This is a genomic window from Raineyella fluvialis, assembly GCF_009646095.1.
GTDB lineage: Bacteria > Actinomycetota > Actinomycetes > Propionibacteriales > Propionibacteriaceae > Raineyella > Raineyella fluvialis.
In genome coordinates, this window is record NZ_CP045725.1 from 1,567,354 (window position 1) to 1,582,805 (window position 15,452).

The 15,452-nt window shown below is 70.7% G+C and carries 11 protein-coding genes and 2 pseudogenes; 9 read left to right on the plus strand and 4 right to left on the minus strand.

Annotated elements, in window-relative coordinates:
- Positions 1-41 precede the first annotated feature (41 nt).
- Together Rai3103_RS07205 and Rai3103_RS07210 are read left to right on the plus strand one after the other, a co-directional pair.
- Entirely contained in the window at positions 42-2,402 is a 2,361-nt protein-coding gene (locus Rai3103_RS07205; RefSeq protein WP_194793317.1) for an ATP-binding protein, read from the plus strand.
- Positions 2,403-2,449: 47 nt separating this feature from the next.
- Positions 2,450-3,298 carry a dihydrofolate reductase family protein gene (locus tag Rai3103_RS07210; protein WP_153572024.1) on the plus strand — a complete coding sequence of 283 codons (849 nt, stop codon included), beginning with the start codon at positions 2,450-2,452 and terminating at the stop codon, positions 3,296-3,298.
- On the opposite strand, the gene Rai3103_RS07215 is transcribed toward Rai3103_RS07210, so the two are convergent.
- A complete protein-coding gene (locus Rai3103_RS07215) occupies positions 3,244-4,263 on the minus strand; it encodes a bile acid:sodium symporter family protein (RefSeq protein ID WP_153572025.1) in 1,020 nt (339 codons plus the stop codon). The two genes, Rai3103_RS07210 and Rai3103_RS07215, sit on opposite strands and share 55 nt — an antisense overlap.
- A gap of 23 nt (positions 4,264-4,286) precedes the next feature.
- Positions 4,287-4,649 (minus strand): BlaI/MecI/CopY family transcriptional regulator, encoded by a 363-nt coding sequence (locus Rai3103_RS07220; RefSeq protein ID WP_153572026.1) that lies wholly within the window; start codon positions 4,647-4,649, stop codon positions 4,287-4,289.
- A gap of 155 nt (positions 4,650-4,804) precedes the next feature.
- On the opposite strand from Rai3103_RS07220, the gene Rai3103_RS07225 reads away from it, so the two are divergent.
- From Rai3103_RS07225 to cydC, 4 genes and pseudogenes are all read left to right on the plus strand, one after another.
- The gene (locus Rai3103_RS07225; RefSeq protein WP_153572027.1) at positions 4,805-6,304 is read left to right on the plus strand and encodes a cytochrome ubiquinol oxidase subunit I; all 1,500 of its coding nucleotides are present in this window, start codon (positions 4,805-4,807) and stop codon (positions 6,302-6,304) included.
- A gap of 16 nt (positions 6,305-6,320) precedes the next feature.
- On the plus strand, positions 6,321-7,418 hold the full coding sequence (gene cydB, locus Rai3103_RS07230; RefSeq protein ID WP_153572028.1) for a cytochrome d ubiquinol oxidase subunit II: 1,098 nt from the start codon (positions 6,321-6,323) through the stop codon (positions 7,416-7,418).
- The gene (gene cydD, locus Rai3103_RS07235; protein WP_153572029.1) at positions 7,418-9,085 is read left to right on the plus strand and encodes a thiol reductant ABC exporter subunit CydD; all 1,668 of its coding nucleotides are present in this window, start codon (positions 7,418-7,420) and stop codon (positions 9,083-9,085) included. Before cydB ends, cydD begins: the two co-directional genes overlap by 1 nt.
- Positions 9,082-10,666: pseudogene (cydC, locus tag Rai3103_RS17680) on the plus strand (thiol reductant ABC exporter subunit CydC); the annotation flags it as partial. The gene cydD and the pseudogene cydC, both read left to right, overlap by 4 nt.
- Here cydC and Rai3103_RS07245 read toward each other — a convergent pair.
- Positions 10,626-12,167, minus strand: a complete 1,542-nt coding sequence (locus Rai3103_RS07245; protein ID WP_153572030.1) for an HNH endonuclease signature motif containing protein — start codon at positions 12,165-12,167, stop codon at positions 10,626-10,628. The pseudogene cydC and the gene Rai3103_RS07245 overlap by 41 nt on opposite strands.
- A gap of 157 nt (positions 12,168-12,324) precedes the next feature.
- On the opposite strand from Rai3103_RS07245, the gene Rai3103_RS07250 reads away from it, so the two are divergent.
- Positions 12,325-12,579, plus strand: coding sequence for a metal-sensitive transcriptional regulator (locus Rai3103_RS07250; protein WP_153572031.1), 255 nt, complete (start codon positions 12,325-12,327; stop codon positions 12,577-12,579).
- A 114-nt stretch (positions 12,580-12,693) separates the two neighbouring features.
- Here Rai3103_RS07250 and Rai3103_RS07255 read toward each other — a convergent pair whose 3' ends face one another.
- Positions 12,694-13,431, minus strand: coding sequence for a FadR/GntR family transcriptional regulator (locus Rai3103_RS07255; protein ID WP_153572032.1), 738 nt, complete (start codon positions 13,429-13,431; stop codon positions 12,694-12,696).
- A gap of 160 nt (positions 13,432-13,591) precedes the next feature.
- On the opposite strand from Rai3103_RS07255, the gene Rai3103_RS07260 reads away from it, so the two are divergent.
- Positions 13,592-14,125 (plus strand): gluconokinase, encoded by a 534-nt coding sequence (locus tag Rai3103_RS07260; protein ID WP_194793318.1) that lies wholly within the window; start codon positions 13,592-13,594, stop codon positions 14,123-14,125.
- Positions 14,125-15,451 (plus strand): annotated as a pseudogene (locus tag Rai3103_RS07265) (GntP family permease). Before Rai3103_RS07260 ends, Rai3103_RS07265 begins: the two are co-directional and overlap by 1 nt.
- Position 15,452 lies beyond the last annotated feature (1 nt).

Sequence of the window (15,452 nt, forward strand, 5' to 3'; positions counted from 1 at the left end):
TCACGTATTCTGGGGAGGATCCCCGTCGTCGAGGAGCCACGTTGACCGAACTGTCGCCGTCACCGAAGCTGGCGACCGCCCTCACGTCCTTCATCGGGCGCGAGGAGCTGGTGTGCCACGTGGTGGAACTGGTCCATCAGCGACGGCTGGTGACCCTCGTCGGTCCGGGTGGCATCGGCAAGACCCGGCTCGCGACCGAACTGTGCGCCGAGGTGGAGCACGAGTTCCCGGACGGCGGCGTGGTCGTGACCCTCGACGCCGTCTCCGATCCGGCGGACGTGGCGTGGCGTACGGCCTCGTCGGTGGAGGTCATCGACCAGTCGCTGCAGGATCCGGTCGCCCAGGTGCTGGGCCACCTGCGCCACCGTCAACTGCTGCTCGTGCTGGACAACTGCGAACACCTGCTCGAGGCCGCGGCCGGGCTGGCCAAGGAGATCCTGCGTGAGTGCCCGGGGGTGCGCATCGTCGCGACGTCGCGCGAACCGCTGGGCATCGCGGGGGAGCAGGTCCTGGTCGTGCCGCCATTGCAGGTGCCCGACTCGTGCGCCGACCTGGACGCCGTGCGTGAGTCCGAAGCCGTCCGTTTGCTCGTCGACCGTGCTGACCGGGCCGGGGCACACCTCGTCGTCGGCCCCGACAACTGCGCCCAGGTGGTGGAACTGTGCACCCATCTGGACGGGATGCCCCTGGCGATCGAGTTGGCCGCCGCCCGGCTGCGTGCCCTCGGCGTCGGCGACCTGCTCGACCGGCTGGACCAGCGCTTCTCCCTGCTGAAGGGGTCCCCGCGCGACGTCCTGCCGCGGCACCGGACCCTGGAGGCGCTGATCGGCTGGAGCTACGACCTGTGCACCCCCGCGGAACGCCTGCTCTGGTCGCGACTGTCGGTGTTCCGCGGTGGCGCGGACCTGGAGGCGGTCGAGATCGTCGCTGGGTTCGGGGCGATCGATCCCGGCGACGTGATCGACCTGCTCGACGGGTTGGTCGCCAAGTCGGTGCTGATCGCCGAGCCCGCCGACGGTTTCACGTACTACCGCCAGCTCGTCACGATGCGGGATTACGGCGAGCGGGTGGCGGTCCGCAGCGGGGAGTGGGAGGACCTGCGGCGGCGCCACGCCATGCTCGCCCTCGAGCGGAGCGGCCAGATGCACCGGGAGTGGGCGGGCCCGCACCAGGCGCAGTGGCTGCGTCGGGCCCGCCGTGACGTCGCCGAGATCGTCGCCGCGATGGACTGGGGCATCTCCGACCCGGCCGGTCACGACACGGCAGCGGGCATCGCGTCCAACCTGCGGTACTTCTGGGCCGGTGGTCACAACATGGCGGCCGGGCGTTATCGGCTCGAGCGCGTGCTCGCCCTGCCTGACGTGGCCGCCCCGCAGCGCTGCGAATGCCTGCTGGTGCTGTTCTGGGTGGTGATGCTGCAGGGTGACCACGCGGACGGGGCGAGGGTGCTCGAGGAGGCCCGCGTCCTGGCGACCGATCTGGGTGACCGGCGACGGTTGGCCGAGGTCGACACCTGGGGCGGCCTGCACTGCCTGTTCGGCGGCGACCCGGCCGCGGGGGTCGAGCTGTACCAGCGCGGCATCGCGGTGCTCCGGGAGGTCGGTGACATCGCGGCGATGCAGGCCGCGATGTTCCAGCTCGCCCTGTGCCAGATCTACAGCGGCGATCCGGCCGGGGGCGGGGAGACCTGTGCGCAGATCCTCGCCGAGAGCCGCCGCAACGGCGAGGCGTGGGTGAAGGCGTACGCGCTGTGGGTGACCGGCATCGTCCACTGGCGCCAGGGGGACCTGGCCGGCGTCCGCGCGTACGCCACCGAGGCGCTGCGGCTGCAGGAGGTGTTCGAGGACGGCATCTGCACCCCGCACGTCCTGCTGCTCGCCTGCCAGGTGGTGATGGCCGCCGGGGAGGTGCGCCGGGCCGCCCGCCTGCAGGGGGCTGCGGACGCCCTGTGGCGCGCGCAGGGGACCGGGATCGACGCGTTCGGGCCCGGGCTGGCCGGGGACGCCCGGGAGAGTCGGGAACGGATCCTGCGGGTGCTGGGCCGTGAGGAGGCCGAGGCCCTGATGGCGCAGACCGCGGACCTCGACCTGCGCGAGGCGATCACGGTGGGCCTGGCCGAGCTCGCCCTCACCCCGGTCGAGGCGCCCGTCGAGGTGGGCCTGACGAAGCGCGAGACGCAGGTGGCCGAGCTCGTCGCGGAGGGCCTGAGCAACAAGCAGATCGCCGCCCGCCTGACGATCTCGATCCGTACGGTCGACGGGCACGTGGAGCGGATCCTGGCGAAGTTCGGGGTGACGTCGCGAGGGCAGGTCGGCCTGCGCCTGCACGAGACGCGCCGGCAGGAGCCGCGGACCCAGGAAACGCGCCCGCCGCAGACCCCGCTTGATGGGACCCGGCTGTAGCAGACTCGACCACAGGGGACCAGAGCTACCCGGTGAGGAGCACCGAGATGACCGAGATCCACCAGCTGACCGCCACCGGGCCCGCGCTGCGGGCCCTCGACCTCCTCGCCGCGCTCGGCGACGCGGCCGGCGTCCGGGCCAACATGGTGACGTCGGCCGATGGCCACGCGACCATCCGGGGCCGCGTCGGTGACCTCACCGGCGAGGCGGACCAGGCGCTGCTCACCGCCCTGCGCGGGTGGTGCGACGTGCTGCTCGTCGGCTCCGGCACGATCCGGGCCGAGGGTTACGGACCGCTCGACCTGCCGACCGAGATCGCCGAGTGGCGCACCCTCAAGGGCCGGGTCGCCCGGCCGGTCCTCGCCATCGTCTCCGGCAGCCTCGACCTCGATCCCTCGCTTCCCGCCTTCGCCCGGGCGGCCGACGCGGGACCCGAGAGCCTGCCGTGGGTGATCACCGTGCCGGGAGCCGACCAGGAACGCCGGACCCGACTCGCCCCGTACGCCCGGCTGCTCGAGGTGGAGGCCGGACCGGACGGGCGCCCGTCCCTGCCCGCCGCCGTCGCGGCCCTGCGTCAGGCGGGGATGACCCGGGTGCTCAGCGAGGGCGGCCCGACCGTGCTCGGCACCCTGCTCGGCGGGGGAGTGGTCGACGAGTTGTTCCTCACGGTGTCACCACTGCTGGTCGGCGGCGGGGGTCTGCGGATCGTCGAGACGGGCACGCTGAGTGGCATGAGTGGCGGGACTGCGAGTGGTGGGTCGGCGAGCGGTGCGACCCCCGGGGAGCCGGTGCCGCTCAAGCTGATGGACGTGCACGTCGCAGGCAGTGAACTCTTCCTGCGCTACGCGGTCGGGGCGTCCGCGGCCGCGTCGGCATCCTCGTCGGGCCTGGCGTAGCGCTGCGCCAGTGCCGAGCAGGCCATCAGCTGCGCCTGGTGGAAGATCATCAGCGGCAGCGCGATCAGCCCGATCGGCTGCCCGGCGAAGAGGACGGCCGCCATCGGCAGGCCGGTGGCCAAGGACTTCTTGGAGCCGCAGAACTGGATCGCGATCCGGTCCTCGTGGCTGAAGCCCAGCCGGCCGGCCAGCCACCAGGTCAGGCCCAGCACGATCGCCAGCACCACCAGGCAGGTGGCGAGCAGGCCGACCACCTGGACCACGGACACCTGGGACCACATGTGCTCGCGGCGCCCCGCCGAGAAGGCGGAGAAGACGACGAGGACGATGATCGCCTGGTCGACGAACCGCAGCGGCTTCTTGTGCTTCGTCACGTACGCCGCCGTCCAACGCCGTGACAGCTGGCCCAGCACGTACGGCACCAGGATCTGCAGCACGATGTCGAGCACCGCCTCGGGGTGGACCGAGGCCTGGCCGCTGGGGTTGATCGGGCTCGCGTTCATCAGGGCGATGACCAGGATCGGGGTGAGGAACACCCCGATCAGGTTGGACATCGACGCCGAGACGACGGCGCCGGCGACGTTCCCGCGGGCGATCGAGGTGAAGGTCACCGACGACTGCACGGTCGAGGGCAGCAGGGTGGTGTAGAGCAGGCCGGTGTAGAGCGCCGGGGTGAGCAGGCCGATCGGCACCAGAAACGCCAGGGCCAGCCCGATCAGCGGGAACAGGACGTAGGTGAAGCCGAGGATCACCCCGTGCAGACGCCAGTGCTTCAGGCCCTCCAGCGTGTCGCGCGGGTGCATCCGGGCGCCGTAGAGGAAGAAAAGGAGGGCGATGCCCGCCGTGACCCCGTTGGAGAGGACGACCGCCCCGGCGCCCCGGGCCGGGACGATGGTGGCGAGGATCGCCGCGACGAGGATGGCCAGCAGGAACCGGTCGAGGCGGAGACGGAGACGGGCGGCCATGCCAGGCAGGCTACTCGACCGCGTCAGCGGGAGACGCGTGCCCCCAGCAGTTCGACCAGCAGGGCGGCGTCCTCCGGATCCAGCTGGTCGGCGAACTCCTTCAGCGCCTCGCGGCGTTGCTCGGGCGACCCGACCAACGCGGCCTGCATCTCGGTGGCCATCAGGGTGGCGCGGGACTCAGCGGGTCGGTAGTACCAGGCGCGCCCGTCCAGCTCGCGGGTCACGCGTTCCTTCTTCGACAGTCGGTCGAGGACGGTCATCACGGTGGTGTAGGCGAGGTCCCGATCGCGAGTCAGCTCGGCAAGGACCTCCCTGACCGACATCGCGCGGTCGGTACGCCACAACACCTCCATGACCTGGAGTTCGAGGTCACCAAGGTTCGGCATGTCGCCATCCTAGAGCAAACGAGGGCATTAGTACTACAGGTTGCGTAGAGAAAATGGAACGGGCTGTTCGGGGCGCCCGGCGCCACTACGTCGCGTCGTTTGTGACGTGGCCCTCTGGCTCAGCGGTCAAGGGCGTGTGCCGTTACATTCGCCGCATGGATCCGGCCTCATTGGCACGGTGGCAATTCGGCATCACCACCGTCTACCACTTCTTCTTCGTCCCCGTCACGATCTCGCTGTCCCTGATCGTGGCCGTCCTGCAGACCGCTCACTACCGTACGGGGCAGGACAAGTTCAGGCGGTTGACCGACTTCTTCGGCAAGCTGTTCCTGATCAACTTCGCGATGGGCGTCGTCACCGGCATCGTCCAGGAGTTCCAGTTCGGCATGAACTGGTCGGAGTACTCCCGGATGGTCGGCGACATCTTCGGTGCCCCGCTCGCCTTCGAGGCGCTGCTGGCGTTCTTCCTCGAGTCCACCTTCCTCGGGATGTGGATCTTCGGCCGGGATCGGCTGCCCAGGGGCGTCCACCTCGCCTCGATCTGGCTCGCGTCCATCGGCACCGTGCTCAGCTCGCTGTTCATCCTGGCGGCCAACTCGTTCATGCAGCACCCGGTCGGCTTCACCTACAACGCCGCCCGTGGCCGGGCCGAGATGACGGACTTCTGGGCCGTGCTGACCAACCCGGTCGCGCTGACGACGATCCCGCACACGCTGACCGCCGCCTACATGGTGGGTGGGGCCTTCGTGATGGGCGTCGCCGGCTGGCACCTGCTGCGGATCGCCCGGACCAGCGGGGCCCGCAACCGCTCCGAGCTCGCCGGCGAGCAGGCCGAGGAGGCCTCGGCGTACGCCTGGGCGACGAAGTTCGGCGCCTGGGTGCTGATCGGTGCCGGGGCACTGGTGATGTTCTCCGGTGACCTGCAGGGCAAGGTGATGACCGACGTCCAGCCGATGAAGATGGCGGCGGCCGAGGCGATCTGGGAGACCGAGACGCCGGCGGCGTTCTCGCTGTTCACGATCGGCACCCTTGACGGCTCCAAGGAGGTCTTCTCCATCAAGGTGCCGGGCGTCACGTCCTTCCTGGCCACCGGATCGTTCACCGGGACCGTGCAGGGCATCAACCCGCTCCGGGAGAAGTACGACGCCCAGTTCACGCAGATGATCCGGCAGCGCTACGGCGACGAGGTCGCCAGCGCGATGACGTACACCCCGGCCGTGCCGGTGACGTACTGGACCTTCCGGCTGATGATCGGCCTGGGGATGGTCGGGGTCGCCGTCGGGATCCTCGTGCTCGTCCTGCTCCGCAAGGGCAACCTGCCTCCGGCCAGGCGTGCTGGGTGGTTCTGGCTCGCGCTGATGATCGCGACGCCGCTGCTGCCGCTCTTCGCCAACTCCTTCGGCTGGATCTTCACCGAGATGGGCCGCCAGCCGTGGATCGTCTTCGGCCTCATGCCGACCGCCTCCGCGGTGTCGCCCGGGGTGCCCGCCGCGCAGGTGCTCACCACGATGGTCGGCTTCACGCTCATCTACGGCGTGCTGGCGGTGATCGAGGTGCGGCTGATGCTGCGGGCCATCCGCAAGGGGATCACCGGCCCCGTCCCGGCCCTCGCCGAGGGCGAGGCCGACGAGGCCCCGCTGTCGTTCGCGTACTGAGAGGAGTGACACGACCATGGACACCGTTCTCCCCATCGTCTGGTTCCTGCTGATCGCCGTCCTGTGGACCGGCTTCTTCGTCCTGGAGGGCTTCGACTTCGGCGTCGGGATGCTGATGCCGTTCCTCGCCAAGGACGACCGCGAGCGTCGCGTGCTGATCAACACCATCGGCCCCGTCTGGGACGGCAACGAAGTGTGGCTGCTCACCGCCGGTGGCGCGACCTTCGCGGCGTTCCCGGAGTGGTACGCCAGCCTCTTCTCGGGGCTCTACCTGCCGCTGTTCCTCGTGCTGCTCGCGCTGATCCTGCGCGGGGTCTCCTTCGAGTACCGCCATCAGCGCGGTGAGGCCGCATGGAAGCGCGGCTGGGACACCTGCATCATCGGCGCCTCGTACGTCGCCGCGCTCGTCTTCGGCATCGCGTTCGCCAACTTCGTCCGAGGCCTGCCGATGGACGCCACCCACACCGTCCACCAGACGGCGGGGAGCTTCTTCGGCCTGTTCACCCCGTTCGCCCTGCTCGGCGGCGTGACCTTCGTGGCGCTCTTCCTGACCCACGGCGCGGCGTTCATCGCGCTGAAGACCGGCGGCCCGATCCGCGAGCGGGCCCGGACGTACGCCTCGCGCACGGGCCTGGTCGCGGTGGTGGGCCTGGCCGGGTTCCTCGGCTGGATGAACCTCGCCTTCTCCGGACTCGCGCGCGGCACCGCCGGGGCCTCCCCGGCGCTGTCGCTGTGGCCGGCTGCGATCCTCGCGGTGCTCGGCGCGCTGCTGCTGTGGGTGATGAACAGCCGCGGCAAGGAGGGCTGGGCGTTCGTCGGCGGGGTGGTGGCCATCCTGGCGATGCTGGTCAACATCTTCGCCGCGATGTTCCCGAACGTCATCCCGTCCACCCTGGACCCGGCGTACGGGCTGACGGTCTTCCAGGCCGCCTCCACTCCGTACACGCTGACGATCATGACGGTCGCGGCGGGCGTGATGACGCCGATCGTGCTCGCCTACCAAGCCTGGACCTACTGGGTCTTCCGGAAGCGTCTGTCGGTCAAGGACATCCCGGTCGGGGAGTCGGCCGACGAGACGTCCGTCGTGGCGAGCCCCCGGCCCGCCTCGAGCTGATGGCGGGACCCGTCCACCGCGCACTGCTGTCGAGGGCCCGGGCGACGAGGACCTACCTCGTCGCCGGGGTCCTCGTCGGCACGCTGACGGCGTTCCTCGTCGTCGCCCAGGCCTGGCTGCTGTCGCACCAGATCGCGGCGGTGTTCGACACCCGACGGCTCGACGGACTCGGGCGTACGGTCGGGTTGCTCGTGCTCGTCCTGCTCGGCCGCGCGCTGTTGCGGGGGATCAACCCGTGGCTCGGTCAACGCGCCGCGGCCCTGGTCAAGGGCCGGTTGCGCCACGAGGTGGTCGAGGCCCGGTTGGCCCGCCCGCTCGCCCCCGGCACCGACACCGGCGGGTTGGTGGATCTGGTCACGCACGGCCTCGACGCGCTGGACGGCTACTACGCCAAGTACCTCCCGCAGTTGCTGCTCGCGGTGACCGTCCCGCTGGTCGTCGGGGTGACCATCCTCACCACTGACCTGTGGTCGACCCTCGTCGTGGTGCTCACGGTGCCGCTGATCCCGTTCTTCATGGCGCTGGTCGGCTGGGCGACCGAACGCCGGATGGCTCGGCGGTGGGGCGTCCAGGCCCGCCTGGCCCATCACTTCGCGGATCTCGTGGCCGGCCTGCCGACCCTCCAGGTGTTCGGCCGGGCCCGCGCCCAGGCCGTCGGCCTGCAGCGGATCGAGGCGCGCAACCGCGCCGAGACGATGGCGACCCTGCGGATCTCCTTCCTCTCCTCGATGACCCTGGAACTGTTGTCGACGCTGTCGGTGGCCATCATTGCGGTCACCATCGGTGTCCGTACGGTCAACGGAGCGATGGACCTGACCACGGGCCTGTTCCTGCTCGTGCTGGCCCCCGAGGTCTACCTGCCGCTGCGGCAGGTCGGCGTGCACTACCACGACTCGGCCGAGGGCGTCGCCGCGGCGGATCGGGCGTTCGCCGAGATCGACGCGGCGGGGGTGGCGGGCGCGATGCCCGTGGCGGGCGCGGCCATGGTGTCGGCGCAGGCGCTCGCACCGGAGGGTGTCGCGTTGCGCGTCCGCGATCTGCAGGTCACCTATCCGGGGGCGGATGCTCCCGCCCTCCGAGGAGTGGACCTCGAGGTGGCGCCCGGTGAGTTCGTCGCTGTCGTCGGGCCCAGTGGGGGCGGGAAGTCGACCCTGCTCGCCGTCCTGATGGGCTTCGTGCCACCCAGCGGCGGGAGCGTCCTGCTCGGTGGGGTGCCACTGAAGCATGTCGACCTGGCCGCCTGGCGCCGTCGCGTCGCCTGGGTGGGGCAGACGCCGGGACTGCCTGAGCGTACGGTCGGGGCGAACGTCGCCCTCGGCGCCCCCGGTGCCCCGCAGGAGGCCATCCGGGCGGCCCTCGACCGTGCCGGCGCCGCGGATCTGGACGCGGGCCGCGAGGTCGGCGATGAGTCCGAGGGGCTCTCCGACGGCGAGCGGCGCCGGGTGGGTCTTGCCCGCGCACTGCTGCGGCTCAGCCATGGCGGTGCCTCCCTGCTGATCCTCGACGAACCCACCGCCGGCCTCGACCCCGACACGGAGCGGCGAGTGCTCGCGGCGCTGCGGGCCGGGGACCCGACCACCAGCGCCCTGGTGGTGACGCACCGGCCAGCCGTCGTGGCCGCCTGCGACCGTACGGTCACGGTCGGTCTGATGGAGACGGTCCGATGAGTGTGCCGACGACCCCCGGCCCCGCGCGGGTGCTCGCGCGACGCCTGCTGGCCGATCTTCTCCGGTCCGTCCCCGAGGGCAGGTCTCGCGTTCTCGGGTCGGTGGTGCTCGCGGCCGGGGCCAGTGGGCGGCCGTGGCCCTGCTGGGCACCTCGGCCTGGCTGCTGTCGCGGGCGGCGCAGCACCCGCCGATCCTCTACCTGATGGTGGCGATCACCGCGGTGCGGACCTTCGGCATCTCCCGAGCCGCCCTCCGTTATGCCGAACGGCTCGTCGGACACGACCTGGCGCTGTGGATGCAGACGGCCCTGCGTCTGCGGGTCTATGACGTGCTCAGCCGGACCACACTCCTGGGGCGCCGGCGGGGCGACCTCCTCATCCGTATCGTCGACGATGTCCGCGCCGTGATGGACGCGGTGGTCCGGGTGCTCGTTCCTTTCGCTGCCGCCGGACTCGTCGCGGTCGCGACCACGCTGATCATCGGCCTCTTCTCCGTGCCGGCGGCCGTGCTGCTCGGCGTGAGCGTCGTGCTGGCGGGTGTGGTCATCGCCTGGATCGCGGCGCTGGCCTCTCGGCGGGCGGACGCCTCGCTCGCCCCACTCCGGGGTGAACTGGCCGACGCGGTGACGGCACTGCACCGTACGGCCCCCGATCTGGTCGCGTACGGGGTGCAGGACGCCGCCCTCGCCCGGGTCGACGCACTCAACGCCCGCCTCACCGCCGCCGAGGAGCGAGCGGCCCGCGCCCGAGGCCTGTCGGGGCATTGCAGGTGCTCGCCGCGGGTGTCGCGGTCGTCGGAGCACTGCTCGTCGGTGGCCCGGCGGCAGCGGCGGGGCAGCTCCCCGTCACCCAGCTGGCCGTTCTGGTGCTCACGCCGCTGGCCCTGCACGAGACCCTCGAGCCACTGGCCGAGGCGGCACAGACCTGGACCCGGGTCCGGACGTCGCTGGCGCGAGTGTCGGAGCTTCTCGCCCTGCCCCCGTCCGGCGAGGAGTCGGGGCCGGCCCGGCTGCCGGGTGGCCCGTCGATCGACCTGTGGGGGCTGACCGCCGGCTGGCCCGGCGCGGACCCCGTCGTCACCGGACTCGACCTGCACGTCGCCGCGGGTGAACGGGTCGCCCTGGTGGGGCGCAGCGGCCTGGGCAAGACAACGGTCGCGGCGACGGTGATGGGACTCGTGCCGCCGCGGGCGGGGGTGGTCGAGGTACACGGCCGCGTCGGGTACCTCGCCCAGGACGCGCACGTCTTCGACACCTCCGTCGAGGAGAACGTACGGATCGGCCGCAAGGACGCGACGCCCGCCGAGGTTTCCCTGGCGCTCGGCCGGGCCGGACTCGACCTGGTCCTCGACCGCGAGGTCGGCGAACACGGCGGACGACTCTCCGGCGGCGAGGCGCGTCGCCTCGCGGCGGCGCGGTTGTTCGTGGGAGACGCCGACGTGGTGATCCTCGACGAGCCGACCGAACACCTCGACGAGGAGACCGCAGCGGCGCTGGTCGCCGATCTCTGGGCGGCGACCCAGGGAGCGGCCGTGCTGGTGATCACCCACGACCCGGCGGTCCGCGATGCGTGTGACCGCGTCGTCGACCTCGCCGCGTACGCGCCGGCGGCTGACACGGCCACTGCACCGGGGCGCGACAAAGTTCCGGCCGGCGCACCGGGGCGCGACAAAGTTCCGGCCGGCGCACCGGCCGCCGACAGCCGGGCCGTTCCCGCTCAGGCGGCGTCGGGGAGTCGGAATCGTTGATTGCGCCGCGGTCGGCGGCTCCGGTCGACGTGGGCGGGTGGGAGGACTTCGGGGATGCCGTCCGTGCCAAGGCGGATCTCCCAGCGTCTTGCGCTGGTGTCGGTTGGCGGTTCCACGATGCCGTGGTGGTGGGACAGACCAGGACGAGATTGTCGAGCGAGGTCGATCCGCCTTCCTGCCAGGGAATGATGTGGTGAGCGTGGCAGGCGGCGGGTGGCCGGTCGCAGCCGGGGAAGGCGCAGCCGCCGTCGCGTACGGTCAGGGCGGTGCGGATCGGCGGTGTGACGAGTCGATGCTCACGACCCACGTCGAGCACCTGACCCTCCCCGCCGAGGACGACCGGTAGGACGTCGGCGTCGCAGCACAGACGGCGCAGGTCAGCCGGTGCGATCCGCTCCCCGGTGGCGATCAGTCCGCCTGTCGCGGCCCGGTCTCGCAGGCGTTCCTCGGGGATCGTCACGACGATGCGGGGGCGGTCGCCGCCGTGGAGCGGGGCGTCGCCGTGCAGCGCCGCGGCCTCGGCGAGCGCCACCAGGGCGTCGGCCCGGCGCATCGTCGGGGTCAGCTCCTCGGCGAGGGGGTCCAGGGCGTCGAGGGCGCGTCGGCGGTCGCGTTCGACCAGCGCGTCGATCTGGGTGATGAGGGTCTGGGCGGCCAGCACGGGCAGTTTGCCCTTGATCTGGACCGAGCCGTGGCCGTCGTCGGTGAGGGTCAGTTCCCGGTTCTTGCGGGCGCGGCGCAGCTCGCGCTCCAGCCGTTTGGCCTCCTGCTCCTCGATGATCTCCGGGGCGAGTACCTCCAGCAGGTGCTGGGACAGGGTGGACAGGCCGTGGGAGTCGAACTGGCCGGCGTAGCCGATCATGTCGCGTTCCGCTTGGCGTAGTTGGTCGGGGCCGAGGTCGTCGGGTAGCTGGACGATGACCTGGCTGATGGCGCGGGCCTGTTGCGGTGAGACGGTCCCGGCCAGGCCGGCCGCCCGTAGTGCGGGCAGGGCGGCCAGATCGCGGCCCTCGTGCACCAGGGCCCACACCTCGCGGCTGGTCATCCGGCGGGTGTCGGCGAGCCAGCTCACCACCCCCAGCCCCGTCACCGCGAGATCTGAGCCGTGGGCCTCGGTCTCGGCGACCAGTACGCCGGCCAGGATGCGCAGCCGATCCGCGGCCTCGATCGCCGCTTCTGTCATGGCCAGCCGCTCCGCATCAGATGCGAGCGCCCGGTCTTCGTCGGGCCCGTCCAGCAGCCCGTCCAGCAATCCCAGGATCCCGGCCACAGCTTGGCCGGTCCGGGTCCCCCACTCCCGTTCCATGTCCACCACCGTACGATCAGCCTCAGACATTTCGTGCAGACGAGCGATTACAGGGGTCTGGGGTGGCAGTCCTGGGTCATTGATGAAGTCGCCATCGTTCCGCGCGTGCCGCCGCGCGAGGGTCAACGGCTCCCCGTTATCCCCATGGGGGTATTATTCGAGGTCAGAGCACCAGAAGGAGGGCGTCATGGAGTTGCCCGGCGAGGACATGCGCCCGGTCATCAATCGATTGAAGCGGGCCCGTGGCCAGCTCAATGGCATCATCGACATGGTCGAGGAGGGCCGCGACTGCGAGGAGATCGTCACCCAGATCGCCGCCGTCGCCAAGGCCTTGGATCGCGCCGGTTTCGCCGTCGTGGCGGCGGGGATGCGCCAGTGCGTGCTCGCTGACGATGGTCTGGACACGACGAAGATGGAGAAGCTCTTCCTGTCGCTGGCCTGATCGGCCGGCCGGCGCGGCCTGCCTGATCAGCCCGCCTGCGCCGCCTGCGTCGGCGACCTGCCTGATCAGCCCGCCGGGACGACCTGCCTGATCAGCCCGCCGGCGCGACCTGCCTCAGCGTCCGGCCGCCGACGCCGCCGCATCCCGTCCATTCACGTCACTCACGGCCGCTTGCACCTCGTCCAGGATCACCTGCATGGCGACTCGCGCCGCGGGTCCGTCGCCGCGGAAGACCGCCTCGGCGACAGCCTCGTGGGCGTCAAGGGCCGTGGGCTGCGGATGGACGGGCATCAGGCCGATCTCCGACCTCCCGGCCAGCACCGACGCCACCTGATCACTGAGCGCGGCGAAGAGTTCGTTACCGCTGTTGGTGAGGATCAGCCGGTGGAACTCGACGTCCAGGCGCAGGAACTCCTGAGCCAGCCCGCCCTCGCCGGTGCGGCGCATCTCCGCGGCCAGGGGCAGCAGCAGGGCCCGATCGTGGATCGAGGCAGTGCGCGCCATCCCGTCCACCGCCACCGGCTCGACCGCCAGCCGGAGCTGGGTGAGCGACTCCAGTTGCTCCCGCCGCCGGTTCGAATGCAGCCGCCACTCGATCAGTGTCGTGTCGAGGACGTGCCAACTGTCGGCCTCGAGGGCGACGATGCCGCGGCGTCGCTGGGTGCTGGCGAGTCCCAGCATCTCCAGCAGCCGGGAGGCCTCGCGGGCGACCGTACGGGACACGCCGAAGCGGTCCTGGATGTCCTCCAGGGTGCGGGCCTGGTTGACGGGCCAGCGTCCCTCGATGATCTCGATGCCGAGTTCGCGGGCGACGCCGTGGTGCATCAGTGGCCGTTCGGAGGTCGTCGCCATCCGTCTCCTCCTTTGGGGTCCCTGCGGGGAGCTTAGCCGCGTCACCGGCGGGGAACCGCGCTGTTGCCGGACGTTGCATCCCCGTCGATTTTTAAAGACTCTCTTTCGCATGTAGGGTCCTCTCCATCGAGGCAAAGATGCTTCCAAAGGAAGGTCAAAGATGACTACAACCCATGTGGTGGTGATGGGAGTCGCCGGCAGCGGCAAATCGACCGTCGCCCATGGCTTGGCCGCCCGACTGGGGTGGCCGATGGCCGAGGGGGACGAGTTCCACTCGGTCGAGAACATCGCCAAGATGGCCTCCGGCCATCCCCTCACCGACGATGACCGCTGGCCGTGGCTCGACCGGATCGTCGAGTGGACGGCGCAGCAGGACCGGGCCGGCCACTGCACCCTGGTCACGTGCTCCGCACTGCGTCGGGCCTACCGTGATCGGCTCCGGACGGCTCCCGGACGTACGGTCTTCGTCCACCTCGTCGGTTCGGCCGATGTCGTCGCCGACCGGCTCGCGCACCGGACCGATCACTTCATGCCGTCCTCGCTCCTGCCGTCGCAACTGGCGACGCTGGAGCCCCTCGGATCCGACGAGGACGGCTTCTCCATCGATATCGAACAGGACGTCGACGAGGTGCTGGACAGCATCGTCGATGCCCTCTCCACCAACCCTCAGCTCCTCAAGGGGTGTGCAGAATGATGTCCTCACTCGTCCTCGCCGCACTCGCCGGCATCGCCACGATCGTCCTGTTGATCGTCTGGCTCAAGGTCCACCCGTTCCTCTCGCTGATGGCCGGTTCCGCAGTGATGGCCCTGGCCGCGGGCGTCCCGTACCCGAAGCTCTTCAACAGCTTCAGCACCGGCCTGGGCTCGACGATCTCGAGCGTCGGCCTGCTGATCGTCCTCGGTGCGATCATCGGCACCCTGCTGGTCTCCTCCGGGGTGCCGACGTCATCGTCGACACCATCCTCGGCAAGACGCCGATCAAGCGGCTGCCCTGGGCGATGGCGCTGACCGCGTTCATCGTCGGCATCCCGCTGTTCTTCGAGGTCGGCGTCGTCATCCTCATCCCCGTGGTGATGTTCGCCGCCCGGCGCGCCAAGGTGCCGGTCGTCCTCTTCGGCATCCCCGCCCTGGCCGGCCTCTCGGCCCTGCACGGCCTCATTCCCCCGCACCCCGGTCCGCTCATCGCGATCTCGGCCCTCAAGGCCAACCTCGGTCTCACCCTGGGCTTCGGTCTGCTCGTCGCCATCCCCTGTGTCGTTCTCTCCGGGCCGATCCTCGGCCGGATGATGGCCCGCTGGGTGCCGCACCAGGTGCGCAGCGACTTCCTCGGCCACAGCCCCGCCGAAGGTGCCAAGCGTCCCAGCTTCGGCGCGTCCCTCTTCGTCGTCGTGCTGCCCGTCGTCCTGATGCTCGCCGCCACGCTCGCCGAGATGACCATCGGCGACAAGACCCCGTCGGTGCCGTCCTCGCCTTCGTCGGCACCCCGCTGATCGCCCTCACCATCACCACCGTCGTCGCCATGTTCGTCTTCGGCTACGGGCTGTCGAAGTCGCGCAAGGAGGTCGACTCCCTGATCGCCTCGTCCTTCGGCCCGATCGCCGGCATCCTGCTCATCGTCGGCGCCGGCGGCGGCTTCAAGCAGACCCTGGTCGACTCCCACATCGCCGATCTGCTCGCCAAGAGCCTGATGGACGCTGCCCTGCCGCCGCTGCTGGCCGGTTGGATCGTCGCCGTCCTGATCCGTCTCGCCACCGGTTCCGCGACCGTCGCGACGATCACCGCCTCGGGGATCATGGCTCCCCTGGCCGCCGGACTCTCCCCGACCCACACCGCCCTGATGGTGCTGGCGATCGGTGCCGGCTCGGTCTTCCTCAGCCACGTCAACGACGCCGGCTTCTGGATGGTCAAGGAGTACTTCGGCCTTACCGTCGGCGAGACGTTCAAGACCTGGTCGCTGATGGAGACGGTGCTGTCGGTCGTCGGCCTCGCCTCAGTGATGCTGCTCAGCGTCGTCGTCTGAC

What these genes read in the sequence shown, in the direction of transcription:
- Rai3103_RS07210 (WP_153572024.1), top strand. Translation starts at nt 2,450, where the DNA reads ATGACCGAGATCCACCAGCTGACCGCCACCGGGCCCGCGCTGCGGGCC.
- Rai3103_RS07215 (WP_153572025.1), bottom strand. Translation starts at nt 4,263, where the DNA reads ATGGCCGCCCGTCTCCGTCTCCGCCTCGACCGGTTCCTGCTGGCCATC.
- Rai3103_RS07220 (WP_153572026.1), bottom strand. Translation starts at nt 4,649, where the DNA reads ATGCCGAACCTTGGTGACCTCGAACTCCAGGTCATGGAGGTGTTGTGG.
- Rai3103_RS07225 (WP_153572027.1), top strand. Translation starts at nt 4,805, where the DNA reads ATGGATCCGGCCTCATTGGCACGGTGGCAATTCGGCATCACCACCGTC.
- cydB (WP_153572028.1), top strand. Translation starts at nt 6,321, where the DNA reads ATGGACACCGTTCTCCCCATCGTCTGGTTCCTGCTGATCGCCGTCCTG.
- cydD (WP_153572029.1), top strand. Translation starts at nt 7,418, where the DNA reads ATGGCGGGACCCGTCCACCGCGCACTGCTGTCGAGGGCCCGGGCGACG.
- Rai3103_RS07245 (WP_153572030.1), bottom strand. Translation starts at nt 12,167, where the DNA reads ATGTCTGAGGCTGATCGTACGGTGGTGGACATGGAACGGGAGTGGGGG.
- Rai3103_RS07250 (WP_153572031.1), top strand. Translation starts at nt 12,325, where the DNA reads ATGGAGTTGCCCGGCGAGGACATGCGCCCGGTCATCAATCGATTGAAG.
- Rai3103_RS07255 (WP_153572032.1), bottom strand. Translation starts at nt 13,431, where the DNA reads ATGGCGACGACCTCCGAACGGCCACTGATGCACCACGGCGTCGCCCGC.
- Rai3103_RS07260 (WP_194793318.1), top strand. Translation starts at nt 13,592, where the DNA reads ATGACTACAACCCATGTGGTGGTGATGGGAGTCGCCGGCAGCGGCAAA.